Source organism: Marinobacterium sedimentorum, assembly GCF_024267675.1.
Lineage (GTDB): Bacteria > Pseudomonadota > Gammaproteobacteria > Pseudomonadales > Balneatricaceae > Marinobacterium_A > Marinobacterium_A sedimentorum.
Window position 1 is genome coordinate 1 of sequence record NZ_JALDYX010000037.1, and the last position, 26,776, is coordinate 26,776.

The 26,776-nt window shown below is 59.2% G+C and carries 17 protein-coding genes; 9 read left to right on the forward strand and 8 right to left on the reverse strand.

Annotation, left to right across the window (positions count from 1 at the left end; genetic code table 11):
* Positions 1–167: 167 nt before the first annotated feature.
* The 4 genes from MRS74_RS20595 to MRS74_RS20610 all read right to left on the reverse strand — a co-directional run bounded on the left by MRS74_RS20595 (position 168) and on the right by MRS74_RS20610 (position 6,742).
* Complete coding sequence (locus tag MRS74_RS20595; RefSeq protein ID WP_254582164.1) at positions 168–1,676, reverse strand: DUF1302 domain-containing protein; 1,509 nt, start codon at positions 1,674–1,676, stop codon at positions 168–170.
* Between the two features lie 18 nt (positions 1,677–1,694).
* Positions 1,695–3,086 (reverse strand): DUF1329 domain-containing protein, encoded by a 1,392-nt coding sequence (locus tag MRS74_RS20600; RefSeq protein WP_254582165.1) that lies wholly within the window; start codon positions 3,084–3,086, stop codon positions 1,695–1,697.
* A gap of 1,099 nt (positions 3,087–4,185) precedes the next feature.
* Positions 4,186–5,280 carry an aromatic ring-hydroxylating dioxygenase subunit alpha gene (locus tag MRS74_RS20605; protein ID WP_254582166.1) on the reverse strand — a complete coding sequence of 365 codons (1,095 nt, stop codon included), beginning with the start codon at positions 5,278–5,280 and terminating at the stop codon, positions 4,186–4,188.
* Between the two features lie 25 nt (positions 5,281–5,305).
* Positions 5,306–6,742 carry a spinster family MFS transporter gene (locus MRS74_RS20610; RefSeq protein ID WP_254582167.1) on the reverse strand — a complete coding sequence of 479 codons (1,437 nt, stop codon included), beginning with the start codon at positions 6,740–6,742 and terminating at the stop codon, positions 5,306–5,308.
* 150 nt (positions 6,743–6,892) lie between these two features.
* On the opposite strand from MRS74_RS20610, the gene MRS74_RS20615 reads away from it, so the two are divergent.
* Positions 6,893–7,969, forward strand: a complete 1,077-nt coding sequence (locus tag MRS74_RS20615) for an MBL fold metallo-hydrolase (RefSeq protein WP_254582168.1) — start codon at positions 6,893–6,895, stop codon at positions 7,967–7,969.
* A gap of 36 nt (positions 7,970–8,005) precedes the next feature.
* Positions 8,006–9,700 (forward strand): class I adenylate-forming enzyme family protein, encoded by a 1,695-nt coding sequence (locus tag MRS74_RS20620; protein ID WP_254582169.1) that lies wholly within the window; start codon positions 8,006–8,008, stop codon positions 9,698–9,700.
* 280 nt (positions 9,701–9,980) lie between these two features.
* On the opposite strand, the gene MRS74_RS20630 is transcribed toward MRS74_RS20620, so the two are convergent.
* Complete coding sequence (locus tag MRS74_RS20630) at positions 9,981–11,393, reverse strand: SNIPE associated domain-containing protein (RefSeq protein ID WP_254582170.1); 1,413 nt, start codon at positions 11,391–11,393, stop codon at positions 9,981–9,983.
* Positions 11,394–11,636: 243 nt separating this feature from the next.
* Here MRS74_RS20630 and MRS74_RS20635 point away from each other — a divergent pair, with 243 nt between their 5' ends.
* From MRS74_RS20635 to MRS74_RS20655, 5 genes are all read left to right on the forward strand, one after another.
* Positions 11,637–12,551, forward strand: a complete 915-nt coding sequence (locus MRS74_RS20635) for a nuclease-related domain-containing protein (protein WP_254582171.1) — start codon at positions 11,637–11,639, stop codon at positions 12,549–12,551.
* Between the two features lie 634 nt (positions 12,552–13,185).
* Positions 13,186–14,913 carry an FAD-dependent oxidoreductase gene (locus MRS74_RS20640; RefSeq protein WP_254582172.1) on the forward strand — a complete coding sequence of 576 codons (1,728 nt, stop codon included), beginning with the start codon at positions 13,186–13,188 and terminating at the stop codon, positions 14,911–14,913.
* Positions 14,910–16,613, forward strand: coding sequence for an FAD-binding protein (locus MRS74_RS20645; RefSeq protein WP_254582173.1), 1,704 nt, complete (start codon positions 14,910–14,912; stop codon positions 16,611–16,613). Before MRS74_RS20640 ends, MRS74_RS20645 begins: the two co-directional genes overlap by 4 nt.
* A 10-nt stretch (positions 16,614–16,623) precedes the next feature.
* A complete protein-coding gene (locus tag MRS74_RS20650; RefSeq protein ID WP_254582174.1) occupies positions 16,624–16,845 on the forward strand; it encodes an SDR family oxidoreductase in 222 nt (73 codons plus the stop codon).
* Position 16,846: 1 nt separating this feature from the next.
* A complete protein-coding gene (locus MRS74_RS20655) occupies positions 16,847–18,454 on the forward strand; it encodes a FadD3 family acyl-CoA ligase (protein WP_254582175.1) in 1,608 nt (535 codons plus the stop codon).
* 396 nt (positions 18,455–18,850) lie between these two features.
* Here MRS74_RS20655 and MRS74_RS20660 read toward each other — a convergent pair whose 3' ends face one another.
* From MRS74_RS20660 to MRS74_RS20670, 3 genes are all read right to left on the reverse strand, one after another.
* Positions 18,851–19,912 carry a BMP family protein gene (locus MRS74_RS20660; protein ID WP_254582176.1) on the reverse strand — a complete coding sequence of 354 codons (1,062 nt, stop codon included), beginning with the start codon at positions 19,910–19,912 and terminating at the stop codon, positions 18,851–18,853.
* Positions 19,913–20,600: 688 nt separating this feature from the next.
* On the reverse strand, positions 20,601–23,084 hold the full coding sequence (locus MRS74_RS20665; RefSeq protein ID WP_254582177.1) for an efflux RND transporter permease subunit: 2,484 nt from the start codon (positions 23,082–23,084) through the stop codon (positions 20,601–20,603).
* Between the two features lie 2 nt (positions 23,085–23,086).
* Complete coding sequence (locus MRS74_RS20670) at positions 23,087–24,067, reverse strand: WD40/YVTN/BNR-like repeat-containing protein (protein WP_254582178.1); 981 nt, start codon at positions 24,065–24,067, stop codon at positions 23,087–23,089.
* 339 nt (positions 24,068–24,406) lie between these two features.
* Between MRS74_RS20670 and MRS74_RS20675 the strand changes: the two genes are divergently transcribed.
* On the forward strand, positions 24,407–25,633 hold the full coding sequence (locus tag MRS74_RS20675; protein ID WP_254582179.1) for an acyl-CoA dehydrogenase family protein: 1,227 nt from the start codon (positions 24,407–24,409) through the stop codon (positions 25,631–25,633).
* Positions 25,634–25,647: 14 nt separating this feature from the next.
* Positions 25,648–26,688, forward strand: coding sequence for a ferredoxin--NADP reductase (locus MRS74_RS20680; protein WP_254582180.1), 1,041 nt, complete (start codon positions 25,648–25,650; stop codon positions 26,686–26,688).
* Positions 26,689–26,776: the final 88 nt, after the last annotated feature.

The following is a 26,776-nucleotide window of genomic DNA, read 5'->3' on the forward strand; positions in this document are numbered from 1 at the left end:
ACATTGCCGCTCCCGCGCATCCATGCGCCCGCGGCATACCGTACATCCTGTACATTGCCGCTCCCGCGCATCCATGCGCCCGCGGCATACCGTACATCCTGTACATAAAAAAATGGCCTCAAAAGAGGCCGAAGGAAGAATGCAGGGATCTTGTCAGGCAACCACGCTTAGAAGGCGTATTTCACCGTGAGCGAGATGTTGTCGCGGTCGGTCAGCTTGCGCTCTTCCAAGGGTTCATCCCAATCGTCACTGCCCAGGTAACTCAGGTAGTTGAGACCGACCTGAACGCCGTTCTTGTGAGTGAAGTCCGCACCTATACCGAAGCGGTGATCGCCCTCACCGCCAACGCCGCCGGTGATGGTGCGACCGCTAAGCTGGCGCGCGTAGCTGATAGGCACGCTCAGATCCCAGTTCTCGGTCACGCCAGGGTAGCTCAGGGTGAGCTTGCTGGAGAACGCCAGACCGTGGCTGGTGTAGTACAGCTCATCGGTTTCGGTGCCCGCGAATCCAGGGGTTCCGCGTTCGTCGACATCCAGGATATCAACATAGGCTACCTCGGCCACCAGGGTGGCAACATCCGCCAGGGGGGTGCGGCCGAAGTTGACGATGGTGTTGAGGTTGGTCTGCAGGATATCGGCCCGTGTCGGCGTGGCCGGCACTATGGGCGTATTCAGCAGGACCGGGGCCCCTTTCTTGTAGGAGACCTCACCGGCAATGGAGGCGATGCCCATCATGGTTGTGAAGGAGGCGCCGTACAGTTCGATATCGTCGAAGTAGCGCACGCGGTAGGAGTTGGTCATGGCATTCACTTCCGGCAGCGGAATCCGGTCGTGGTAGTTCAGGTAGTAGAAGCCAAGTTCCGTATCCAGGCTGGTGCGGATACGGGTACCGACACCCCACTGGCCGGTCTTGTCCGGCTCGATATCGCCACGGAGGTTGCCGAAAAAGCAGGGCTCGCCGGGAGCGGCGGTCAGGCAGGTGGCGCCTTCGCCGACGGCTTCACTGGTGCTCAGGAAGGTACCGGGCTCCGATACCATGACCGGATGCCAGTTGTACTGGGCATGCGCCATCAGCGACCAGTTGGGGTTCATCTCCAGCTGCATCGAGATCTGGTCTTCGGGCAGCAGGATGTCCTTTACCTCGGTGCCGGGAATGCCGGACTTGGTGGCATCCGAGGGGCCCTGCGCCAGCGAAATGCTGGGCAGGAACAGTGCCTCGCCCCAGGCAACAACATGCTTGCCCAGGCGCAGGTTCAGCAGGCGGTCATTGCCCAGATCAAAGGTGGTGTAGCCATAGAGGTCGAGCAGGCGGGTGTAGCCGCCGTGAAACTTCTGGGCATCGGATGAAAACTTGTCATCGTCCTGATAGACATCGTCGTAAAAGGTACTGGCCGACATCACCAGGCCCGTGTCGCCCTTGTGCAGACGGCCTTCCATCAGCAGTGCCAGGCGATTGGCGACCAGGTCGCCGTCATCAAAGTTGCGGTTGCCGCTGCTGCCGGTAAAAGCCGGGTCGGCCTGGCCTTCGGTGCGTGCGGCCAGGGAGTAGGTGGCGGTGCCTTTCCAGTCCAGCGTCAGGTCATTGCCCAGGTCGATGGGCTCGCCAGCCTGGGACTGGGCACTCATGCCCGCACTCAGGATGGCGAGGACGAGCAGATTGGGTTTAAAGCTTGTCATCGGTTCAGACCTCGGTCATCAGTGGCTGGTGCGGCGCAGGGCGGCGGGGGTGAACATCTCTTTGGTAAAGTTGCCGGCGTTCAGGATAGGGCCCTTTTCCAGACCCTGGAACAGGTTGTAGGCGACGTAGCCCCCGGTCGCAAGATCCTGATAAAAGCTGGAACCGGCCTGCCAGGCGTTCATGTCGTAGGCGTAGTAATAGTTGAGGAACGCGTGGTTCACCAGCTCGCCACGGGTGTCGTAGAAGTCGCTGACAACGCCATGCCAGGTGTCCTCATCGATGTAGAGTACGCGCTTGCCATACTTGTGACGGTGGGTGGCCTTGAGGTTGCCTTCCAGTACCCAGACCCGGCGCAGTTCATAGCGCATGAACTTGGGGTTGGGGTGGTTGGGGGTCAGCAGCTCATCGTAGGAAACGCCTTCTTCATGCAGCTTGTAGGTATTGGCCGGAATGTAGATTTCCTTCTTGCCTTTCAGAACCCAGTCATAGCGCTCGGGCGAGCCGTTCATCAGGCGGTCCTGGTCGATGGTCATCTTGCCCGACGTACCGGCAGCAGGAGTATCAAAGCCGTACTCCGGCAGCTGACGTACGCGGCGCGTACCCGGATTGTAGTTCCACGCCAGGCGTTCGCCCTGGGCAAAGTTGACCGGCTCGATGGAGACGGTGCCCGAGCCCTCGTTGCGTGTTGGCAGCAGGGTGCGCGTATCGCTGTAAGCCATGGTGTCGCCGATCGGTTTGCCCATGCTGTCCGGCGCCGTGACTATATTCAGGCCCTTGTTGGTGGTGCGGCCCCAGGTGACCTTGCCGTTGTTATTCACTTCGGCCAGGTCGCGTTTCTCCATCTCTTCGGTGTAGGCGCGATAGGGGAAGTTGTGGTTGGCCAGTACCTGCATTGCCTGGTTGTCGCCGGATGGAATGGGGAACGGGATGGCGCCCATATAGCCGGTAAAGCCCATGCCATTGTCGATCAGTTCGGACTCCAGTGCGTTGCGCTTGGCAATGTCACAGACTTCATCGGGATAGCGGAAATCGCGTCGTCCCTCATACACCGGAATCTGGTAGCTGGTCGCGAAGCGTTTCAGCAGGGCTATCTGGCCTTCGGTCAGGTGCTCCTGGTATTGCTCCCAGTTTTGGCCGTCGATCACCAGGATCGGCTTGTCATCCGGGTAGGGGTCAATGGGGTGCTGACCGACATTGGGGGTGTAGTTGATGCCCGGGGGGGTGCCAAGCCATTTACCAGAGAATGGAGGGATGGTGCCTGCTTCGTTGCCTGCGGCGACGGCGCCGACACAGGTCAGCTCGTTGCCCAGCTTGGCCGCTTCTGCGGGGGACACCTGGGCGTGGGCAGTTACAGACAGAGTAAGGACAACCGAAGCCGCCAAGGGCTTCCACAAGTGCTGCATTTTCATCTTGCCTCCTGATACAAACCCTTTTACCGCTGAGGACTTCTCAATTGATCGGTAACGAGGGTTTATTGTTGTTGTACAGGCATTGTTCGGTAATGAGGGTTCGGGCAAATCGTCTGAAAAGACTAGAAAGCCGATAATCGCTGCAGTCGGTTGATGGGCAGCTAACGCACTTGCCTGATGACAGGCCGGTGCGAGGCTCGCAGAATAAATGCCTTGCTCGCGCACTTGTGGTTGTTTTTGCAGGAGAAATACTGAAAGATAAATTATTCTGCGCTACTGATTTAGTTCTTGCGATTTAATATTTTATTCGAGCCTCGCAGGGTGCCCGCCTGTCGGCTTTTTTAAGCTTAAAGCTTTAAGCTTTGCTGCTCTTCACAAGCCCACCGCTGCGTGGCGCTTGTCGGAATTCGCTGCGCTCATTTCCAACCTACCAAAGCCACGGACAGCACCAGGGTGCTAAACCCAACCGGTAGGAGTCGCGCCTCGCGACGAACGCCCTGCTGCCCCGGAGAACCTTGCCATCGACCCATTGCGATAGTTGAGACGAGATTAAGGTGACCGTGTTGGAGTATGTGCAGGCTGGGGTATCGGAGCGGTTTGATGGCTCGTTTTGCGCCTTGCTGGCGCGTTACTTTCTTTGCTCGTGCAAAGAAAGTAACCAAAGAAAGCACGCCCCGATGAAGCCTTTCCGCTGCGCTCTGAGGTCATTCTGCGGGCGCCGCTAACGCACCTCCATGTGCTAATCGGCGTCGATACAGTCCCTGTATCAACCTTTCAGGCCTGATCGCATAATGACCTCAGTGCTCGCCGGCTTCATAAGGGGGAATAAGAGCCGCTCTGATGTTTCGGTGGCAGTGGGCAACTAGAGCACTTTCATCTTACCTCGACCCATGTTCCGCCGCCTCGAAGTAAGGAGTACTAAAAACTTAGATCGACAGATAAGTGTTTCGTGAAAATGCTCTAGCGCTCGGTTGAGGTGCAAATCGAATGTGATTTTTAGTAATCGGGTCAGAGGTTTCAGCGGTTATTTGGGGTTGCAGAATAAAAAACGGCCTGAAGGGAGCCTTCAGGCCGTTGTTGTCAGCATTGCCGTTGCCGGTCAGTTCTGGGTATAGGGCTCGGCGCCGCGGGGCACGTACAGGCCGTCACACTTGTCCTGGAACTCGGCCTTGCGTTCACGGGGATTGTAGAACTGCTTGTACCAGATGCGGGCTTTCATGAAGGGCCCGTCACTGGGAAGGAACAGGCCGTTGAAGCAGGGCGCCTTGTTGGTCCAGACCTCAAAGTCCTGCTCAAAGGCGAGCCGGCTTGAGTGCTGGAACTGGCGCGCGGCGATGCCGTCCTCCACGCTAGCCTCGGCGTTGCCGCCGGGGGACTTGACCAGCAGAGCGTGCCAGACGCGTATGCTGCCGTCCTCGACCGGGGTATGGGTAATAAACAGGATCGATTCGTAGTAACCGCTCAGGTAGGAAATCAGCACGCCCGGGCCATGGTAGGTGGTGAGGGTATGCAGAATCGGACTCTTGCCGTCCGGACCCACCAGGGTGCGGTGCGGGCCGCACTGGCGCTGCGTGGCGAGATGGCCGGAAAATTCGTTCTCATAGCGCTGCACGGTCGATCCGTGGATCGGGCTTAGGTGACCATAATCGCAGATATTGTCGATCACCTCCTGCGGGTGCTGTTGCAGCATGCCCAGGTCATCGTACTTCCACTGCACCCAGGCCTTGTCGTCCCATTCGGGCAGTGACGGGTGGTCCCACTCAGGCTCGCCCCCTTCGGGATCGTGCCAGACCCAGATCGCGCCCAGGCTTTCCTTGACGGTCCAGGACTTGATGCAGGCCGTTTTCGGAATGGGGCCCTCGTGGTAGGGAATGTCGTCGCACTGGCCGTCCGGGCCGAAGCGCCAGGCGTGGTACGGGCAGCGAATACTGTCGCCCTCAATATTGGTACCGCCGCCGTCGATAATGACGTAGGAGGTATCGTTGGGGGCGGCCAGGTGCGTTTTCATGTGCGGGCAGTACGCATCCAGCAACACCACCCGGCCGGTTTCGCGACCGCGATACAGGGCAAAGTCACGTCCGAAGAAGCGCACCGCCAGCGGCTTGTGGGTATTGATGTCGTCAGAGGTTGCGATCATGAACCAGCCGCGCGGGAAGGTGAAATCCCCGAGGCGATAATCCTGGGATGTTGCCATAGGAAACTCCTTTAGCCTGTTGTTATTAGCCATTTGATTTTGAATAAGAGCCGGGGACGGGGCATACCCTGTTTGGACTATCCGGATCTTTTGGGTTGGGTGATGCCGTTGCGCCTATGTCATCCGGAGCCTTGATTCTTTCCGAATCAAGTGTTGCCAGGCGACGTTTGTAGGGCCCCAGTGCCAGGAAATAGAGCGCAGCAGCAACGAGCAGCAGACACAGAATGGTTGCCAGCGCATAGCGCAGGCCATCGGGACCGAAGCTGCGGGTGTAAATGTCGCTGAGCGTGCCTGAGAGCAACGGGCCAAAACCCGCGCCCAGCAGGGTCATGAACAGATTCAGGAAGGCGGCGCCCATGGCCCGCTGCGAGCTGGTGAGCAGGTGACTGACAGCGGTAAAGGTCAGCGAGGGCCACCAGCTGTTGAAGAAGGCAAATCCGGCGGCGAACAGCATGGCGTACGGCACGTCGAAACCGCCGAGACTGAAACTGGACGTTTGCGGCCAGAGCACAAAGGCAATACCCATGGGCAGGCTGACCAGGATGCCGAGCAGCGGCAGGCCGATCTGCCAGCCGGTGTTTTTAACGATCAGTTTGTCGCAGAACCAGCCACTGAAAATGGCGCCGCAGGCGGCGAACAGGCCGCTGGCGATGCCAAACATAAAGCCCGCCTGGGCCAGCGGCATCTCGTAGGTGCGCAGCAGGAAGGTCGGTGCCCAGATGCCATAGCCATAGCCGACCACGCCGGTGAGGCCGCAGGCGAAGCAGAGCAGAACGAAGGCACGAACCTTGAAGATGGCCGCGATCTGCGGCCCCAGTTTTTTGTCTGACACAGCCTTGGCCTGGCGCTTCTCTTCGGCGCTATCGAAGATGCCCCGCCCCGGGTCCCGGGTGAAGAGCCAGAGCGCGGCGGCCAGCACTATCCCGGGAATGCCGAAAAACAGAAAGGTGCTGCGCCAGCCATAGTTTTGGGCGATGTAGCCGCCAGCAACCATGGCGATCAGCAGACCCAGTTGCGGGCCAAGCATGAAGATACTCATGGCCAGCGAGCGGCGCGCCTTGGGATAGAGGTCCGATACCAGTGATACCGAGGGTGCCATGCCACCGGCTTCACCGATAGCCACTGTCATGCGGGCCATCAGCAGTTGCCAGAAGCTGGTGACTGTTCCGCAGGCCATGGTCGCCAGGCTCCAGAGGCCGCAGCAGATAGCGATCATCTTGCGCCGGTCGGCGCCCTGATCGACCATCCGGCCCAGCGGGATGCCGAGGATGCCATAGAGCACCGCAAACGCCAGCCCCGTCAGCAGCCCCATCATGGTGTCCGATGCCTGAAATTCCTGCTTGATCGGCTCGAGCACGATGGCGATAACGTTTCGGTCGATAAAGGAAAACACATACACCAATGCCAGCAGTGCCAGGGTCAGATGGCTCCTTGGCGTGACTTGGGGGGGCATGGGGGGCATGGCAAAGCTCCGATTAGCTTATTGTTGTAGCAAACAACTTACGCGAGTCTGAAATCGATACATCGTCCTTTTGGACGTAGTGAGCAGGCGCCGGATCACGTCAGATGGAGACCTTGAACTGTGTCCCAGTCGATCTAACAGGAGAAAGTCATGCCGGAGTATGCAAGCGCGACCCAGTTGAGTCAGCGCAAGGCGGCCGAGCGCGATGCGCTGGAGTACCCTTTCGACGTGCCGCGTGAAGCCGGCGCGGTCACGTTGGTGGCTCCTGGTGTGTACTGGGCACGGATGCCGATGCCGATGGCGCTGGACCATATCAATGTCTATTTGCTGGATGATGGTGACGGCTGGTATCTGGTTGATACCGGCCTGAATACCGACGTTTCCAAGGCCTGCTGGCGGCAACTGGCCGAGCAGCAGTTTCCCGGGCAGCCGCTGAAGGGCGTGATCTGTACCCACTTTCACTATGACCACGCCGGGCTTGCCAGTTGGCTGATGCGGGAATTCGACGCGCCGCTGTACATGACCCATGGCGAGTATTTCACCATGCGGGCGCTGGCCAGCTCCAACGCCGTGGTCAAGGAAGAATCGCAGCGTGCATTTTTTGCCCGTGCCGGTATGCCACTGGAACAGTTCCAGCGGATGTCCAGAGCGCATCGAAAGGATCCCTTCGTACCTGATTTTCCGCCGAGCTTTATTCGCCTGCGCGAAGGCTGCCGGCTGAGAATCGGCGGGCGTGAGTGGCAGGTGGTGATCGGTGAGGGACACTCGCCGGAGCATGCCTGCCTCTATGCGCCTGATGAGGCGATTCTGCTGGCGGGAGATCAGGTGCTTCCCGGCATCAGCTCCAATGTAATGGTCAGCGATGTCGAGCCCGAAGCCAATCCGCTTGATAATTGGCTGCTGTCATTGCAGAAACTGCTGACGCTGTGCCCCGATACGCTGGTACTGCCGGCGCACGGCCCGGTTTTCCGGGGCCTGCATATCCGGGTGCGCCAGCTGGAAGCGCATCATGGGCGTCAGCTCGACCTGCTGCTGGAGCGCGCGGAGCAGGGTGAAGCCTTTACCGCCTATCAGGCCATGGGCTGGCTGTTCCAGCGAGAACTGAAGTCATTTGAACTGATTCTGGGCCTGGGCGAGACCCTGGCGCACCTGAGTTATCTCTGTCAGTCCGGCCGGATGAGCCGGGTTACCGACACCGGCGGGCTGGACAGCTATCAGGCCTGCTGATTGAATCGCGAGTACAACAAGAATGGGAGACCCCAAATGAATGCCATTTCGGAGCAAACGGTTGACGTTCAGGCGCAACTGACCGCACCGGGTGCGCCTTTCGAGCTGACTGACGTGAATACGCCCTACGGGCGTCAAGCAGTCTACCGCAATGCCCCCGCCAGCCTGGTTGACGTCATTGCTCAGTCAAGGCGTGATGATGACGCCTGTTTTCTGGTCTATCAGGGCGAACGCTGGAGCTTTAGGCGTTTCTATGAACAGGTGGATGCGCTGGCATCCTGGATGCACAGCCAGGGGGTAACGCCGGGCCGGCGTGTCGCCATCGCGATGCGCAACCGGCCGGAATGGGTGGCGGTGTTTGTTGCCGCGGCGCGCCTGGGCGCGGTACCGGCGCCGCTGAACAGCTTCGGCCTTGGCGAGGAACTGCGTTCTGCGCTGGATGACCTGGAGGCGGACATTCTGGCCTGTGACAGCGACCGCCTGGAACGCATAGGCGCGCAGAATATCGGTGCCTCTATGCGCGTGCTGCTGGTCGGCTCGGCGCCCGCCGGTTCCGGCGCGGGCCTGCATCCTTATGAGGAGGTCGTCTCGCGACCGGCCGGCGCGCTGCCGGCGGTGGAGCCGCAACCTGAAGATCCGGCCCTGATCCTGTTTACCTCCGGCGCCACCAGCAAGGCCAAGGCAGTGGTCTCGTCCCAGCGGGCCGTCTGCCAGGCGCTATACAACATCGACTACATCAGCGCCCTGTCGGTGATGACCTCGCCCGAGGCACTGGCGCGGGTGCAGAGGATGGCGCGCCCGCCGGTGATTCTGACTGCCGTGCCGCTGTTTCATGTCAGTGGTCTGCATGCCCAGCTCCTCACGGCACTGCGCACCGGGCGCCGGCTGGTGTTCATGCACAAGTGGGATCCGGCCGCCGCGGTCGAGCTTATGGCCACTGAGCAGGTCACGCAGTTCAATGGCGCCCCGTCTATGGTGATGCAGCTGCTGCGCGAACCCGGATTTCACAGCGAGCTGGTCAAGGGCGGTCTGGCCGGGCTCGGCTTTGGCGGGGCAGGGCTGCCGCAGGGCCTGATCGATGAGGTGCTCACTGCGCTGCCCGAACAACTGGTGGGCATCGGCTATGGCATGACCGAATCCAATGGCGTTGGTGCCGGTATTTCGGGCGATCTGTTCCGCCTGCGCCCACGAAGCTCCGGGCTGGTGTCGCCACTGGTGCAGGTGCGCATCCTGGCGCCCGATGGCGAATCAGTGCCCGCGGGGGAGAATGGCGAGATCTGCCTGCGGGCGGCGACCCTCATGACCGAGTACCTGAACGACCCCGCGGCCACCGCCGCCACGCTGCGCGATGGCTGGCTGCACACCGGCGATCTGGGGCATGTGGATGCAAACGGTTGTATCTACATCGTCGACCGCCTCAAGGATGTGATTAACCGTGCCGGCGAGAATATCGCCGCGGCGGAAGTTGAATCCTGCCTGCTGCGTCACCCGCTGGTGCGCGAGGCGGCGGTGTTCGGGGTGCCCGATGACATGACGGGCGAGGCGGTGGTGGCAGTCGTCGCGATCGCGCCGGGCGAAGATCTGCCCGAGTCCGAGTTGCAGGTCTTCGTCGGTGATCACCTGGCGGCCTACAAGGTCCCCTCCGTAATCTCGGTGCAGCAGGAGAAGTTGCCGCGCAACCCCGCCGGCAAGCTGCTCAAGGCGCAGATCAAGCAGTTGCTGTACGTCTGAAGCGGCGTTAACTCCTTCATTGCGGTGCCGCCTGGCACCGCGGTTTTCCTGTCGGCTGTTGCACTGGACAGTCTGCCGGATAAGCAGGTTTCGAACTTGTTGGTGGGGGGCGAGTCGAGCGTAGCGAGACATCGTTGCCGAAGCGGCGGCCCGCAGGGTGAGGCGTAGCGTTGTCTTTGGTCTTCCTGCCGGTACTTGCCTGGTCGCAGCGGTACGCTGCCCAGCAGGGTGCACGCGGGCGTTGATGCGTTTATTTGGAAAGAGAAAAGCCAATTTGGCCTTAGATGCTCTCCGGAAATCCATCTGCTAACTCGACTTCTTCCTTTGCCCTCTCCGACTGGCTTTCATTCAGGCTTCGACGTTTCACCACTGACTCGCGATATTCATGAGCCTCCGCAATTTTTGTGAACTCAACGTTAAGTCCCTTTTTCGTAACGGCTTCTTCAATTTCATCCAGATTAATATGGAAAAACTCTTTTCGGTTGTTTACGAGATTCAGGCGTCTGTGGTCAAAATGATTGTGAAGCTCTCGTTCCAGTTCAGGAGCGTTGTGCGAGAAGATCATGGCGTGAACATCGAACAGGAAGGGAACCGACGCATCGCCTAGTTCTCGCACACGATCCAAGGGTTCAAGGCGACGGGTCATACCGATTTTGTACACGTCCTCACCAAACGATCCTTCGTTCGATATTACATAAACGTGGCCGGATTTGGTTTCCTGGGCGCGGGAAATGGCTCGCTGCGATTTCTCGTGCGCATCGGCCAATTGCTGCTCGAGCTGTTGTATCTGTTCAGCGTACTTTTCAGCTTCAGCGCCATGTGCTTCCTGAAGCTCAAGACGCGCTTTCTCAAGCACTTGTTGATATCGCTGTTCTTCCTTCTGCGCATCCTGCTGCGCCTTCTCAAGCTCTCTGCGCGCTTTCTCTTCCTCGCGCATTTCCTCTCGTATCTGGCGCTGCTCCTCCTTGATCTGATACTGCTTCTCGGCTAATTCGTGATTTAGTCGTAATTCCTTCAATTTCAGGTTGAGGTATTGAGGCGTGATCGAAACATTCATGGACTCGCCGGTCTTGTTGATTGCGTCAAGCGACTTTCGAATACGCTCCTCCATGCCAAGTACATTGTTCCACTTCACCTTTGAAATGGCAGCATCACACTCTCCATTAAAAGCCCTGAGCATCAGCTTGGTCTGTCGTTTAATCATTTTTCGACCTTCAGTTTTACTCCCCCCAACTTGCCAATCGGTGTCGCAGCTTGCGGCTCTCTCGTCCTTGATCAGAGCCTTTTGCTGCTCTCGGACTTCTTTGATGGTTTCTTTGAATTTTTCAGGGGTCTCAAATTCGAAGTATGGTTCGTATATACCAAAGGACATGGCCTCCACGTTCCCGTAGAGCCGATCCATTTCACGCTTCAGGCGGCGGTATATATTCAATTGCTCGTTGTAGTCCCACGACAACTGTTCATGCTTCTTTTCGAAATTGGGCTTCAGAGCCTTGAACTTAGCGATAAGGGTGTTGTATTCGTCGCGTTGCTTCTCGACTTCTGCTTCGACATCCAGTATCGGAGCATACTTCTGACGCAATGACTCGTTTTCGTCTCTTAAAGCGGCCGCGGCCCTGACCGACTTACGCCACCGAAAGAACAGGAAGCCTGCGATGACAACCAGGGTGACGATAATTGATACACTTTCCATGTGGTGCAGTCCTTAGTTCAGTGATGGTTTTGTGATCAGTATGTAGAATAATCGCGGTTCATCAACCACGATCTCTTGACCAAGCCAATTCGATCCATGTCGGGTTGAGTGGAGGCACAGTAGAATCGTTGCAATAGAAAAGCGCATTGGGGCTATCGAAACCCGGTTCCAGCGGTGCCTATTGGCGCTTTCCTGGGAACCACCTATGATGCTTGCTCACTACGCATGGATGGAGCAGGTCATATGGAATGGCAGTCATCGTTTTACGCTGTCGGCATTGTTCTCACGCTATGCTTGGGTCCGCTGATGCTACTTGTGGGCATAGTTGTATATCTGAAAAAGCTTCAGGCGCGCAGTCGGGCAACGCCACTCACGGCAGACCTACTCAGGCCAGCCGGTTTTACCCTACAAAAGCAGATCGACTCACTGCAATCTGACCTGATGCTGTGTTTCATAACGATTCCGGTTATGACTACTCTCACGCCGTTAATGCTATTAATGCAGGGGGAGTTCTTCGATAACAAGGCAAGTCTAGCAACCTGGGTCACGCTGTCTTGTCTCGCCGCCATTGCGGTCGGGTACTACGTATGGAAAGCGCTGAAAATCGTAAAGCGACTGGGGTATCTACGACTTGGTTTCGCCTGCGAAATGGCAGTAGGGCAGGAACTGGAACAGATCATTCGGCCAGAAGAGCGGCCATACCGGGTCTTTCATGACATTCCGTTCGAGGGCTTCAACATAGATCATCTGATTGTCACCCCATCCGGTGTGTTCGTGATCGAGACGAAGGGGCGATCCAAACCGATCAACGGCACAAACAAGCAGTTCAAGGTCCGACTTGAAGGGGACGCTCTTCATTTTCCAAACCATATAGAGCGTGCTCCATTGGAGCAGACTCGAAGAAACGTGCAATCGGTTCGCAAATGGCTCTGTGATGCTACTGGCTTTGAAGTCCCTGTTGCGGGCGTGCTTGTGCTGCCTGGATGGTATATCGAAAGGAAACAGCGCTCCGTTGACCCATTTGTCATGAATGGTGCAGAGCTGACGAAACAGCTACCCAGGCTGCATGCCGGAACGCTCGAGGTCGGCCAGGTGAAGGCAGTCGCGCACCAGGTAGCGCAGCGAGTGCGCGATGTTGATCGGGAGCGCGTGCTGTGAATTCACAATGGGATCAACCAGCGACTGTAAGCCTCCGCCCAACTGCTACTTCTGCAAGCCGCAGGTTGCCTTCGGGCAGTGCTACTCCGTCCGTCTGGTCAAGCCACGGGCGTGAGGTCATCTTTGTGTAAAAGGAGAATTAAAAACCACGCGGATCCCCTTTGTTTAGCCTCCTCGTTCCAGTCTGCGGGCACTGTGCCAGCCACAATCTGATCACCCTGAAATGACTCGTCCTATTAATGAGTTTAACTCGGTCCCATCTCGGCCGACGGCGATCTTCTGGCCGCCACTGCTCAATGAACTCAAGATCTCCGCAGACTTCTATTTTCTCCTATACGTCCGGTTTCCCAGCCTGTTTGTCCGTTATACCAGCTGTCTTGCCCCCCGAAATAATGGGCGCAGGTGTTTGGCCACGCTAAGCGTTTTCGGGGATGAGGTTGCGCTCGTTCTCGCCGTCGCCCAGTGACGATGCCTCCCGCTTCATGTAACCCCCGCCGGGCTAGTAGTCCGGTTTGACGATGCCTGTGGTTGTTCTCCTCTCTCATTATGTGGACTGGGTGCCATTGGGTTTGGCGTCGCTGGAGCGGCTTTGGCAGTCGTTCGCGGGGTAAGAATAACAACGGGGAGTGAGCAGATGACATCACAGGTAACAGTCAGCAATAGTTATGACGTCGTAGTGGTTGGGTCCGGTGCGGGCGCCATGTCCGCCGCGATTTTCGCTGCAGATCAGGGGATGAAGGTTTTAATTGTTGAAAAGAGTGACAAGTATGGCGGTACCTCTGCGCTGTCCGGTGGCGGCATCTGGATTCCCAACAATCATTATTTCAAGGCGAAGGGCGGCGACGACAGTTACGAGCGGGCGCTGACCTATCTCCAGGCCTCGACCGGGGGCGGGGTGGACGAAAAGCGCCTGCGTGCCTACCTCGACAACGCGCCCAAGATGATGCAGTACCTGGAGGAAAACACCCGCCTGCATTACACCGTGGCCGAGAAGTATCCCGATTACTACCCGCACCTGCCGGGCGCCATGCCAGGCGGCCGAACCCTCGATCCGGAGCTGTTCGATACTGCCGAGCTGGGCGACGAGGTGCAGAATCTGCGCCCGGCCTCGCCGACCACCCTGCTGATGGGCAAGATCGCCTGGACCGCCCGCCATGCCCACAAGGCCATGGCGAAGGAGCGTGGCTGGCGGCTGATGATCCTCTGGCTGATGCTGCGCTACAAACTTGATTTCAGCTGGCGCCGCAAGACCCGCAACGACCGCCGCTCTGCGCTGGGGAACGCCCTGGTGGCCTCGCTGCGCTCTTCGCTGATGGATCGCAAGGTTCCGCTGTGGCTCAACACCGATTTCAGGCAGCTGATCGAAACCGATGGCCGTATCAGCGGGCTGGTGGTCGAGCGTGGCGGTGAGGAGCAGATCATCGAGGTGCGCCACGGCGTGATCCTGGGCTCCGGAGGCTTCGAGCAGAATCAGGCGCTGCGTGACAAGTATCTGCCGCAGCCCTCGCAGGTCGCCTGGAGCGCCACGCCGCCGGGCAACAACACCGGTGCTGCACTGGAGGCCGGGCAGGCGCTGGGTGCGGCCACCGACCTGATGAACTGGGCATGGTGGGCGCCGACCATCAGCGTGCCCCGCGAAGACAAAGCCCGCGGCGTTTTTGCCGAGCGCGCCTTCCCCGGCGCCATAGTCGTGAACGGGCAGGGCCGGCGTTTCGTCAACGAGGCGGCACCCTACCTGGAGTTTGTCGATGCCATGTACAAGGATCATGCGCGCTCGGGCAAGTCGATTCCGGCCTGGGTGATTTTCGACGGTCACTTCCGCTTTAACTATGCGATGGGGCCTCTGATGCCGTCGCAGATCATGCCCGACAGCCGGCTGCCCAAGGCCTGGCACAAGACGGTGTACTGGAAGGCGGATTCGCTCGAAGCGCTTGCCGGGCAGATCGATGTCGATGCCGCCGGGCTGCAGGATACCGTGGGGCGCATCAATGGCTTTGCGGCCAGCGGCAAGGATGAGGACTTCCAGCGCGGCGGCAATGTATTCGATCGCTACTACGGTGACAGCAACGTCAAGCCCAATCCCTGTCTGGCACCGATCAGGAAAGGGCCTTTCTATGCCATGCGTCTGAATGCCGGGGATATCGGCACCAAGGGCGGCTTGCTGACCAACGAGCGCGGTTGCGTGGTGCGTGAAGACGGCTCCGAAATCGCGGGTCTCTATGCCATCGGCAACTGCTCGGCATCGGTGATGGGCACCAGCTACCCCGGTGCCGGTTCTACCCTGGGCCCGGCCATGACCTTTGGCTATATCGCAGTCAACGACCTGGTGCGCCAGCGGGATCAGCAGCAGGTGACCGCATGAGCCAAGCCACCGTGACCGAAATCAGCCCGCCGCTGGTGCTGCAGGATGCGGCTGCGCAGCATTGGGATCATGACTGTGATGTGCTCGTTGTCGGCTGGGGGGCGGCGGGTGCCAGTGCGGCCATCGAGGCGCACGACAGGGGTGCGCGGGTGATGCTGGTGGACCGCTTCCAGGGCGGTGGCGCCAGCGCCAAGAGCGGCGGGGTAGTCTATGCCGGTGGCGGCACGGCACATCAGCTGCGCGCCGGCTACCAGGACACGCCCGAGGCGATGCTCGACTACCTCAGACACGAGACCCGGGGCGTCGTGCAGGAACGCACCCTTGAGCGCTTCTGTCGCGAGAGTGTCGATAACCTGCAGTGGCTGGAGTCCATGGGCACGCCGTACAACCATGAGATGCCGCCCGGCGGCAAGACGTCTTATCCCCAGGATGGCTACTACCTCTACTACTCCGGTAACGAGCTGGTTCCGGCCTATGGTGGCGATGCGCCGCCGGCACCGCGCGGGCACCGAACCGTGGGCAAGGGGCATGGCGGGGTCGTGCTCTATGGGCACCTGCAGGCGGCCTGTCGTGCCAGGGGTATCCAGAGCCTGACACAGTCTGCGGTACGAAGGCTGGTGGTGAGCGAGCACGACGGGCGGGTTATCGGCGCCGAAATCTGGTCGCTGCCGGCGGGCAGCAGGGAAGCCCGGCTGCACGCGAAATGGGCGCAGTGGGCCGAAAAACTGCAGAACCTGGCGCCTGCCTACTGCAACCGTCTGCGGCAGAAGCTGTCGGCGCTGGAGCAGCGCCATGCCAGGCCTGTGCTGGTGCGGGCGCAACAGGGTGTCATCCTCACGACCGGGGGCTTCATCTTCAATCGCGACCTGGTGCGCGAGCATGCGCCGCGTTATCGCCGCAACTTCAAGATCGGCGCCACCGGGTGTGATGGCAGCGGCCTGCGCCTGGGGCAGTCCGTCGGGGCGGCAACCGATCACCTGGGCAAGGTATCGGCCTGGCGTTTCATCAATCCGCCGCAGAAATGGCCCAAGGGCATCGTGGTCAACCGGCGTGGCCAGCGCTTTTGCAACGAGGAGGTATACGGGGCAACGCTTGGCCATGCCATCTGCGAGGATCAGGACGGCGCTGCCTGGCTGATTCTGGACAAGCCGCTGCGTTGGCAGTCGATCCGCCAGGCGCTCTTTGGCGGCTACTGGTGGTTTCAGTCGGTGCCGGCACTGGCGCTGATGCTGCTGGGCGCCAAAAAGGGCAAAACGCCGGCACAGCTGGCACAGCGCATGGGGATGGAGCCGGCTGAGTTGCAGGCCTCCATCAGCGGCTACAACCAGGCGATTGCCAGTGCGCAGCCGGACCCCTTCGGCAAATCCGCTGATTCCTGCCAGCCGCTGCGTGAAGGACCTTTTTACGCGCTGGATATCTCGGTTGGCAGTCCGGTACTGCCACTGGGGGCACTGACCCTGGGCGGCCTCAAGGTAAGCGAGGACAGTGGACAGGTGCTGTCCGCCGCCGGCACGCCCATCGCGGGCCTGTTTGCGGCGGGCCGCACAGCGGTCGGCATACCTTCCAATCTGTACGTCAGTGGCCTGTCGCTGGCGGACTGCGTCTTTTCCGGGCGCCGCGCCGGCGCATCTGCGCTCTGTAGCGATGCCGTCGCGACGGGCCAGACCGCTGTTGTGTCCCAGGCGCTGGCTTCTGCATAGGGATCTGAACATGACGTATTCAATGGATAACAAGGTCGCACTGGTGACCGGCGCGGCCGGTGGTGTGGGTGTCGATCCCGCCAATTTCACCATCGACAAGGACCCGATGAACCGCATGTGTCTGCCGGAAGATGTCGCCGCCGCGGTGGCTTTCCTGGCGTCGGACGAGGCCCGTGCGATCAACGGTATCGAGCTGCGTGTCGACAGCGGCCAATTTATTATGAGTATCTGAGATGAACCTGATGCAAACACAGCTACAGATTCCGCTGCAGGCGAAAACGATCCCCGAACTGGTATTTCATGCCTCGCGCCAGTTTGCCGGACGCCCTGCCATCGAGGCGCAGGATGAATGCATTGACTACGCCGACCTGGCCGGTCGGGCACTGGAGGTTGCACGCGGCCTGATACAGCTTGGCGTAAAGCAGGGCGATCGCGTTGCAGTCTGGGCGCCCAACAGCGCGCGCTGGATTCTCGCTACCCTGGGGCTGCAGATGGCCGGGGCCGTGCTGGTGCCGATCAATACGCGCATGAAGGCCGCCGAGGCCTGCGATATCATCGAGCGCAGCGGCAGCCGTGTGCTGTTTTCGGTAGGGGATTTTCTCGATACCGATTATCCAGCCATGCTGGCCGGGAACGGTGCCGCGCTGCTGGACATGACCATCGTGCTGAGCGAGCGCGCCGGTGCGCCACTGGCCAGGACCCTCGACTGGGACGCGTTCCTGGCACGGGCCGGGTCCGTCAGCGAGGCGGTGGCATGGGAGCGCGCCTATCAGCTGGGCGCCGACAGCCTGTCCGATCTGATGTTTACCTCCGGCACCACGGGTAAACCCAAGGGTGTCATGGGGGCCCACGGTGCGACGATACGCGCTTTCTCCGAATTCGTGCGCATTCTGGGGCTGGTTCCGGGGGATCGTTTTCTGGTCGTGAACCCTTTTTTCCATGCCTTTGGCTACAAGGCGGGCTGGCTCAGCTGTCTGCTGTGCGGTGCCACCATTCTGCCGCACCCGGTCTTCGATGCCGATGAGGTGCTGGAGCGTATCGAGCGCGACCGGGTCAGCGTCCTGCCGGGGCCGCCGACACTCTATCTGTCGCTGCTGGCGCATCCGAAGCTGCAGCAGATGGACCTGAGCAGCCTGCGGGTCGCCTCGACGGGCGCCTCCACCATTCCGCCGGTTCTGATCGAGCGCATGCGACGCGAACTGGGCTTCAAGGTGGTGACCACGGCTTACGGTCTGACGGAGTGCGGCGGCCTGGCGACCATCTGCGATCCCAGCGATCCGGTAACCACCATCGCCGGTACCAGCGGCAGGGCTATCCCGGGGACCGAGGTCGCCATTCTGGACAAGGCAGGACAGGCGCTGGCGCCGGGTGAACGCGGCGAAATCTGTATTCGGGGCTTTCACGTGATGCAGGGCTACTTCCAGAACGAGGCCGCCACCGCCGAATCCATCGATGTTGAGGGCTGGCTGCACACCGGCGACCTCGGCACCCTGGACATCGATGGAAATCTCAGGATTACCGGCCGCCTGAAGGACATGTTCATCGTTGGCGGCTTCAACTGTTACCCGGCCGAGATCGAAGCGGCGTTGCTCGAGCATCCGGACATCGCTCAGGCCGCCGTGATCGGCGTACCGGACGACCGCATGGGCGAGGTGGGCTGTGCCTTCATCGTCACACGCCAGGACAGCCTGCTGAGTGAGAAGGAACTGGTGCAGTGGTCACGCCAGCACATGGCCAATTACAAGGTGCCCCGTCTGGTGCGCCTGGTTGCTTCACTGCCGGTCAATGCGTCCAACAAGGTCGACAAGCTGGCGCTCAAGCGGGAATTCGCCGACGCCTGATGGGGTGCCGGAGGCAAAAAGTAAAACGTCTCCTGCACAGTGCAGACGCTTTTAGCGAGTCGCCCGCAGGGAGCTCGCCAATTCGCAGCCCTGCTGCGTTGCCGCTCTTGGCAAGAGCCCCACTATTAACCTGGCGGTGAAACAGGTCGTCCCGCCCTGTTTCATCATCGCCCTTGAAAATCGGGCGGAATTTGTGAAATCCCTAGATTTTCAAGGGCTCGCATTGGCCGTTGGCCAATGGCGGCGCATCCTGCGCCACAGTATTAAACCGGCTCTACAGACGTAAAATGCCACCGGTTTAATATTACCGGCGAGCGGCGCCTTGCCGGACACGAATTGGCGGGCTCTATAAGCACCCATTAGGGCGAAGCAGTACACTAGTTACATATCCGAAGTCTATTTCCGGTTTTCTTCCTTGAATGACTGGCTAACGAACTCCCCTGTTGCTGGGTTGAATTCCTGTCCGTCATATGTGGTTTTAATATTAATATCGCCAGATAATATTTTATCTCTTAATGTGTTGATCTTTTCTCGAACTTCGGGGGATACGTCTTTAGCATATGACAACGTGACTACGTCAGAATGAGAAAGCCCGATTTCCTCCACCTTATTGGGTTGCCAGCTACCATCACTAAGGTCTCTGGCCGCATTCAAGATTGCGACACTCGAATCGGCCACTGCGGAACCTATGAAGGTATCATCCACTGTTGTCCAGTCGGATACGTTTCCGATATGGCGTACATCGCCATTATGTGACTTTATTTCATCTATTACGCCTTGGCGGCCAGCGTTTAGCATAGTGTAAATGACGTCTGCCCCATACTTGATCTCACCTTTTGCGGCATCTCCATTGATAACTGTGTTATCGAGATCACCCGTGAACCAGGTAACGAATTTTGCCTCGGGGTTGACGTGCATCAGGCCATCATAAAAAGCCGCTCTACCCATCAGGCCAGGCTTGGGCCAGGCTCCGGAGATGTGGCCGACTACATTGCTTTTCGTCGTTAGACCGGCGAGAGCGCCTGCAAGCCAGGCCGACTCTTCCTGTTTTACAACATAGCTTGAGAGGTTGGGTCCCTGGACATGACCCTGAATGACGACAAACTTTATGTTGGGAAACTCCTTACTGATAGTTTCCGCTGGACCATTACATTGCCCACCATGGGCAATTATCATGTCAGGCCCATCGGCGGCCAGTTTTCTCATCGCATCCGTTAGCAAGACTGGGTCAGAGGTTGCTGAAATATCTGATACGTAGCTCGCTTCGACGGGTAACTCATTCTTTATCTTTTCGTAACCACGGTAGGCTGCTTCCATAAAACCGTTGTCATTGTGCTTACCGGGTATTAGGACGGAAATTTTTAGTTGGTCTGCAGCCTGGCTGGCTGACAGAGGTAAAAGCACAGCAATGGTACCAGCAAGAATGGTTTTAGATAAAATTGCGATGGGTCTTTTCATTTTTTTATTCCATTTTTGTTTTTTTAAGTAATTTTCGTTTTAAGTTTGCCTCAATCACGTTTTTTGTCTTTGTGTTGACCTCCTATATCCTAGTAATTTTTAAAGATGATTTTAATCGATATGGAAATTAATATTTTTTATTTGACCTGTGGGTTAGTAAATAACAGGGATGAGTGTCACCATTGGCGGCAGGCCAATGCGACTCCAGTAAATTCAGCACGTCCATGCACTTTCGTCCGCTTTTTCTGGCAGACGAAACTCAGGTAAGGCGTCTGTTATTCCACCAGATTAGTAGTGTTATTGAGTCGTTTCTATTTTTCGATATTCGTTCATACCACAGGAGTTATAAGTTCCGTCATGTTCCTGTCTATTTGATCAGCTTTTGTAGAAGTTATGTCATGTATACGATTATGTCAATGATTAATTTATACATTGTGATCAATGTTTATTGATATTGTCCATATTATCTTGTGTCAGGTACTGCTGCTATTCAGGTTTTTATTTCTTATTGGGATAAAAATGGTCTTTTAATTTCTTTTTTATATAAGAAATCTGATTTCAATTGGTTCAGATCAGTCGGAATCGATAAGTAGAGGCGTTCAAGGCAGGGGAAATGAGTGGCGGGAAAATAGAATGCAGCAGCCGGAGCGCCCGTGGGCGCTCCGGCTGCTGTGTCTTGCGGGGGCGTTTAGCTGCGGGAGACGGCGGCAATGGCGGGGCGCTTGCCGGTGCCTTGCTTTGGCAGTGCCTGCTCCTGTGCGTGCGCCGGTTCGTTGCTGTCCGGGCCCGGCCTGTCGGCGCTGACGGCGGCGCTGAGGCTGGCATAGGCCTGGGCCTTGACGGGGCGTACATTGAGCCAGCAGGCCAGGGCCGGCAGCAGGAAGATGGCGCCCAGCACGTTCACCATGAACATGAAGGCCAGCAGTATACCCATGTCGGCCTGGAACTTGAGTGCCGAGAACGCCCAGGTGCCGACACCGATGGTCATGGTCACCGCCGTGAAGACCGCCGCGGTGCCACGCTGGCGCATGGCTTCGTAGAAGGCGGTGCGCAGGTCCGTGCCGCGCTGTAGCGAGTGCTGCATCTGCTCGTAGATGTAGATGCCGTAATCGACGCCCACGCCCACGCCCAGCGCGATCACCGGCAGGGTCGTGACTTTCAGGCCTATGCCCAGTGTCGCCATCAGAGCATTGCACAGGATCGTCACCAGCACGAGCGGCGTGATGACGCAAAGCGCGCCGCGCCAGGAGCGGAACGTCAGCCAGCAGAGCAGGGTGATGGCGCCGAAGATGGCGGTCAGCATCTGCACTTCGGCCGTTTCGACCGCTTCATTGGTGGCGGCGGCCACGCCGGCGTTACCGCCGGCCAAGCGGAAGGTCACGCCATCGACGGACTGGGTGGCGATAAAGGCCTTGATCTCGCCGATCACGTGCTTGAGGGTCGCATTCTGATGATCGTCGACATAGACCATCATGTTGATCACCTTGCACAGCTCGTTGTTGAGCCCGAGCTCGGGGTTGGCGGCGCGGCTGCCGGAGCGCAGCGCCGACTCCGAGCGCTGCAGGGTACGCCACAGCGGATTGCCCTCGTTGTTGCCGGAGACATAGAGCTTGGCCATGCCGGCCACGGTGCTGACCGATTGCACGCCCGGCACGCCGCGCATGTGGAAGTCAAAGCGGTCGACCGCGTTCATCACCTGCCAGTCCAGGCAGGCCTCGGAGTCGCGCTGGGTCTCGACATAGACCGACAGCACATCCATACCGATGGAGTAGTCGTTTATGATCTTGGCGTTATCCCGGTTGTAGCGGGAGTCCTCATGCAGCTCGGGAACGCCGGAACCGATATCGCCGGTCAGCAGGGCGCGCGATTGCCAGGTCCCCGCCGCCAGCAGCAACAGCATCATGGCAAGGCTGAACAGGGCCGGGCGAGGCGTCGACAGCGCAGAGAGTGACCACCAAAGGCGATGCTTGCCAGGGTCGGCGTCGGGGCGGGTCAGTGCCATCTTCTCCAATCGCAGGTGCGACAGGACGATGGGCATGAACATCTTGTTGGTCAGGATCATCAGTGCGACACCCAGGCAGGCCGTCAGCCCCAGTTCATGCACGATGGGGATATCGATCACCATGATCACCATGAACCCCAGGGCGTTGGCCAGCAGCGCGACAGTGCCGGGAATGGCCAGCTTGCAGAACGCGCGTTCCGCGGCCTGGGGCGCTGTCTTGCCCGCCAGTACCTCCAGCTTCCAGGCATTGGTCATCTGCACGGCATGCGACACGCCGATCGAGAAGATCAGGAAGGGGACCAGCACCGACATAGGGTCTATGCCATAACCGGCCAGGGGCAGGATGCCGAGCAGCCAGATGACCGGCAGCAGTGCCACGGTAATCGCCAGCAGTGTCAAGCGGAGCGAGCGCGAATAGATCCACAGCAGCAGCAGGGTGATGCCAAAAGCCACTGCAAAGAAGATGATTACGGTCATCAGGCCGTCCATCACGTCCCCCATGACCTTGGAGAAACCGATGATGTGGACCTGGATGGTGTCGCCGGTCATATCGGTGCGAATCTTCTCCAGGTGACGGGCGACCGCCGCATAGTCGGTCTTCTCGCCCGTTTCCGGGTCGACCTCCAGCAGTTCAGCCTGCACCATCGCCGACGTCAGGTCGTTGGAGACCAGGTTGCCGATCTCTCCGGACTTGTAGACATTGGACTTGACCTGCGCAAGACCCGCCTCGTCGGCGGTAAAGCGCGACGGAATAACGACACCGCCGGTAAAGCCGTATTCGGTGACCTCGATGTAGCGCACTTCCGGGGTGAACAGCGAACGCACGCTGGTGCGGTTTATGCCGGGGGTGAAGAACACCGCATCGGTGGCTTCGCGCAATTTGTGGATGAATTCGGCGTTGTAGATGTCGCCTTCCCCGGTCCACTCCAGGCTCACCATGACGCGGTTGGCGCCGGTGAATTCCGAGGAATGATCGAGGAACGCCTGCATATAGTCATGCTTGAGCGGAATCAGCTTGTTGAAACCGGGATCGAACCGCGTCTGCAATGCCGAGATCCCCAGCAAGACGGTGATGAGCAGAAACAGAAGCCCAAGCGGTGTCCTGCCGATGATCAGAACCCGGGCGATGCGGTCAACCAGGTTCTGCGTGCGAGTGGACGGGATCTTCATCATCAGGCTCCTGAGCGCTGTTCTAATTGTGTTGCCGGTATCATAGGCATCAGGCCACTGTCACTGCTCATCAGCAGCTCGCCGCTGCCCAGTCGAACGATATCGGTAATGGTCATGCGTCCGCTTTTTTTCACGAAGTGGAAGGAACGGCCGTGATCCTCGCTCCTGAGCAGGACGCCCCCCTGACCGCCCAGCACAAGGTCGCCATTGGCCAATTCCCGATGGGCGAACAGCGATGCGGGCAGATCGCCGCCAATGGACGTCCAGCTGGCGCCGTTATCCTCACTGCGAAAGATGTTGCCGCGCATGCCATAGATGACCCAGGCGTCCTGCTCGATATTGACGCCGCCATAAAAGGAACCGTTGTAGAACTCGGGGATACTGGCCCAGTTCTCGCCGCCATCGGTTGAGCGCAGCACGGTGCCGGCTTCGCCGACAATCAGCCAGGTGCGGTGATCCCTGGAGGGCAGCAGCGCATTAAGATGCCAGTCCGTGCCGTTGGGCGGCGGCAGTTGCGACCAGTTCTGGCCGTCATCAGCGGAAATCATCGTCAGGGCAAAGGCGCCAATGGCCATCCAGATGCCTGAGGGCAGCTGATTGACGCTCAACAGCGGTTCGCCACCGGGGTTGAAGGCCACTTCCTGCCAGCTCTTTCCACCGTCGGTGGTGCGCAGAATCCAGCCTTCATGGCCGATTGCGATACCGGTCGTCCTGTCCCTGAAGTGCAGGCGCGTAATCAGGGCGTGTCGCTGGTGCGACAGCGACGCCTGGTTCCAGGTCGTCCCCTGGTCCAGGGACACCAGAATATTCCCAAGTTCTCCGGCCGTTACCAGCCCGGCGCCTGTCTGGGTAAGGCTGGTCAGGTTCATGTCGGCAACGGGGATCTGGTGCGGCCCCAGGGAGGGGGTGTCGCGGTGTGAGAACGCAAAGATACCTGCCAGAGCAACGATCAGCGAAACGGCAATTCCGACGGGCGTGCGCATAGTTAATCTCCTTGGTGTTGAGGCATCAGGGTTGTCATTTTTATTGCACGAGAGGCCTGAAGCTCGAAGGGTACCTGTCCCATTATTCTCAGCTCCGGGGCAGTGGCATCGTCCAAATGGGCTAGGGGCTGCGAACCAGTCCCAATAAGTCTCTGTTTGCCCCGCAGAGGACAGCCGGGACTTGTTCGACGGTGCCCCGGGAGGTGTGGGGAAACCGGCTGTTAGTCCAAATTGACGATGAGAAGCGGTTGCCGGCGTGTAAATCTGGCCCAAGTTGGAGTGGGTCGGGTCAGCCGGTCATGCCCCATAAATCTAAAAACAGTCGAGGAGACTCGTACGATGGGCGTGTTTACAGAGAATCTTGTGATAGGGGGCGGTGGCGAAGACTACATGACTGCCCAGGCGGTGCAGCTGATCGAGGCGGCTGAAGCCCTGGTGCCAAGGCTGGCCGAGCGTGCGCAGGCGGCGGAACAGGCTGGCATGGTGCCCGCAGAGACGGTACGGGAAATGGGTGAGGCGGGGCTGTTTCGGGTCTTGCAGCCCAAGCGCTGGGGTGGCTTCGAGCTGGACCCGCGCGTGTTCTATCGTGTGCAGATGACCCTGGCCAGGGGCTGCATGTCTACCGCCTGGATCTATGGTGTCATCGGCGTTCACAACTGGCAGCTGCCGCTGTTTCCCGAGCAGGCGCAGCAGGATGTCTGGGCCCATGGCCAGGATGGCACCCTGATTGCCTCGACCTATATGCCGGTCGGCAAGGCGGAAAAGGTGGACGGTGGTTACCGCTTCTCCGGCCGCTGGGGCTTCTCCAGCGGCTGTGATCATTGCCAGTGGATCTTCCTGGGCGGCCTGCTGCCGAAAAAGGACGGTTCCGGCGCGCTGGAGCACACGACTTTCCTGCTGCCGCGCAGCGATTTCCGTATCGAGAAGAACTGGGATGTGCACGGCTTGCGGGCAACGGGCAGCAACGACATCGTGGTTGAGGATGTCTTTGTTCCCGAGCACCGTACCCAGCGCACCAACGACCATTCCGATGCCGGTTGCCCCGGGCGCGAACTGAACTCCGGCTGGGTCTACAAGATTCCGTTTACCCAGGTGTTCCAGCGTGCTGTGTCGTCAGCCTGTCTGGGAGCGCTGGAAGGCGCGATCGACGTGTTCTGTGGCCATGCCAGTGCCCATGTGGGCAAGCACGGCTCCAAAACGGCGGAAGATCCCAATGCCCAGATGGCCGTGGCCGAGGCGCTGGTTGCGCTGGATCAGCAGCGTCTGGTGCTGTTCCGCAACTATGCGCGCATCGTTGACTGTGCCAGGACCGGTGCGCAAATGCCGGTTGAGGAGCGTCTGCTGCAGCGTGCCCAGTCGTCCTTGGTGCCCAAGGTGTGCGCCGAGCGCATCGACGACCTGCTGCGGGCCAGTGCGGCCTCGGGCCTGTATCGCTCCAATCCTATCGAGCGCATCTCCCGCGACGTGCGCCAGGCCCGTGGCCATATCGCCAACAATGCCGATGCCTATGCAAGGGCGCATGGCGCCGTGATGTTAGGGCTGCCCAATATGGATCCCTATATCTGACCGGAGTGCCCGCCATGAGTACGTCCCGCTACCACCGCCTGCGCGTGGCACAGGTGGTTCAGGAAACCGCGGATGCGGTATCGCTGCAGTTTGAACTCAGTGCCGAACAGGAGGCGCACTTCCGCTACCGCGCGGGCCAGTTTCTGACGCTGCGACTGCCCTGGCAGGGCGAGCATCTGCTGCGCTGCTACTCGATGTCGAGTGCGCCGACCGTGGATGCCAGCCTGCGGGTGACCATCAAGCGTGTGCTGGAGGGGCGTGGCTCCAACTGGGTCTGTGATCATGTCAGACCCGGCGACGAGATCGAGGTCATGCCACCGGCCGGCGTGTTTGTGCCCAAATCGCTGGATGGGGACTTCCTGCTGTTTGCAGGCGGCAGTGGTATCACGCCCGTATTCTCCATCCTTCGGTCCGTGCTGCTGCGCGGGCGTGGCCAGGTTCGGCTGATCTATGCCAACCGTGATGAGCAGTCGATCATTTTTCGTGAGGCACTCAAGGAACTGGGTGCGGAGTATGCTGAGCGTTTTGACGTAATTCACCTGCTGGATTCGGTGCAGGGTGTGCCCAATGTCAGCCTTCTGCGGCGTCTGGCGGCCGGAATGCCCGCTGCACAGGCGTTTATCTGTGGCCCCGGGCCCTTCATGAATGCCGCGGAGTCGGCATTGCAGGATCTGAAGCTGGCGCCCGAGCGCATTCATGTCGAGCGCTTCGTGTCGCTGCCCTCGGAAGAAACGCGCGATGAGGAGCTGCGACAGGCGCTCAGCGAGTCGGCCGAGATCGGGCTGGCGCAGATTCTTATAGAGCTTGATGGCCAGACCCATGAACTGGAGTGTCAGGGCAACGAAACCATCCTGGAAGCCGCCGAAAGGGCCGGGCTGGAGCTGCCGTACTCCTGCCAGGCCGGCATGTGCGCATCCTGCATGTGTGAGGTGGTGGAGGGCGAGGTCAAGCTGCTGCACAACGACGTGCTCGATGAGCGCGATCTTTCAAAAGGACTGACCCTGACCTGCCAGGCGGTGCCGCAATCCTCAAGTATCAGGCTCAAGTACACCTGAGTGCCCGCACGTTTTACCCTTCACCTCTTAGGCCGGCTTATGCCGGTCTTTTTTTCTTAGTCTCATTGGACGATGGCAAGCGCCGGCG

Bases quoted from the DNA above. Each gene is read 5' to 3' on its own strand.
- MRS74_RS20595 (WP_254582164.1), bottom strand. From the start codon at position 1,676: ATGACAAGCTTTAAACCCAATCTGCTCGTCCTCGCCATCCTGAGTGCG.
- MRS74_RS20600 (WP_254582165.1), bottom strand. From the start codon at position 3,086: ATGAAAATGCAGCACTTGTGGAAGCCCTTGGCGGCTTCGGTTGTCCTT.
- MRS74_RS20605 (WP_254582166.1), bottom strand. From the start codon at position 5,280: ATGGCAACATCCCAGGATTATCGCCTCGGGGATTTCACCTTCCCGCGC.
- MRS74_RS20610 (WP_254582167.1), bottom strand. From the start codon at position 6,742: ATGCCCCCCATGCCCCCCCAAGTCACGCCAAGGAGCCATCTGACCCTG.
- MRS74_RS20615 (WP_254582168.1), top strand. From the start codon at position 6,893: ATGCCGGAGTATGCAAGCGCGACCCAGTTGAGTCAGCGCAAGGCGGCC.
- MRS74_RS20620 (WP_254582169.1), top strand. From the start codon at position 8,006: ATGAATGCCATTTCGGAGCAAACGGTTGACGTTCAGGCGCAACTGACC.
- MRS74_RS20630 (WP_254582170.1), bottom strand. From the start codon at position 11,393: ATGGAAAGTGTATCAATTATCGTCACCCTGGTTGTCATCGCAGGCTTC.
- MRS74_RS20635 (WP_254582171.1), top strand. From the start codon at position 11,637: ATGGAATGGCAGTCATCGTTTTACGCTGTCGGCATTGTTCTCACGCTA.
- MRS74_RS20640 (WP_254582172.1), top strand. From the start codon at position 13,186: ATGACATCACAGGTAACAGTCAGCAATAGTTATGACGTCGTAGTGGTT.
- MRS74_RS20645 (WP_254582173.1), top strand. From the start codon at position 14,910: ATGAGCCAAGCCACCGTGACCGAAATCAGCCCGCCGCTGGTGCTGCAG.
- MRS74_RS20650 (WP_254582174.1), top strand. From the start codon at position 16,624: ATGACGTATTCAATGGATAACAAGGTCGCACTGGTGACCGGCGCGGCC.
- MRS74_RS20655 (WP_254582175.1), top strand. From the start codon at position 16,847: ATGAACCTGATGCAAACACAGCTACAGATTCCGCTGCAGGCGAAAACG.
- MRS74_RS20660 (WP_254582176.1), bottom strand. From the start codon at position 19,912: ATGAAAAGACCCATCGCAATTTTATCTAAAACCATTCTTGCTGGTACC.
- MRS74_RS20665 (WP_254582177.1), bottom strand. From the start codon at position 23,084: ATGAAGATCCCGTCCACTCGCACGCAGAACCTGGTTGACCGCATCGCC.
- MRS74_RS20670 (WP_254582178.1), bottom strand. From the start codon at position 24,067: ATGCGCACGCCCGTCGGAATTGCCGTTTCGCTGATCGTTGCTCTGGCA.
- MRS74_RS20675 (WP_254582179.1), top strand. From the start codon at position 24,407: ATGGGCGTGTTTACAGAGAATCTTGTGATAGGGGGCGGTGGCGAAGAC.
- MRS74_RS20680 (WP_254582180.1), top strand. From the start codon at position 25,648: ATGAGTACGTCCCGCTACCACCGCCTGCGCGTGGCACAGGTGGTTCAG.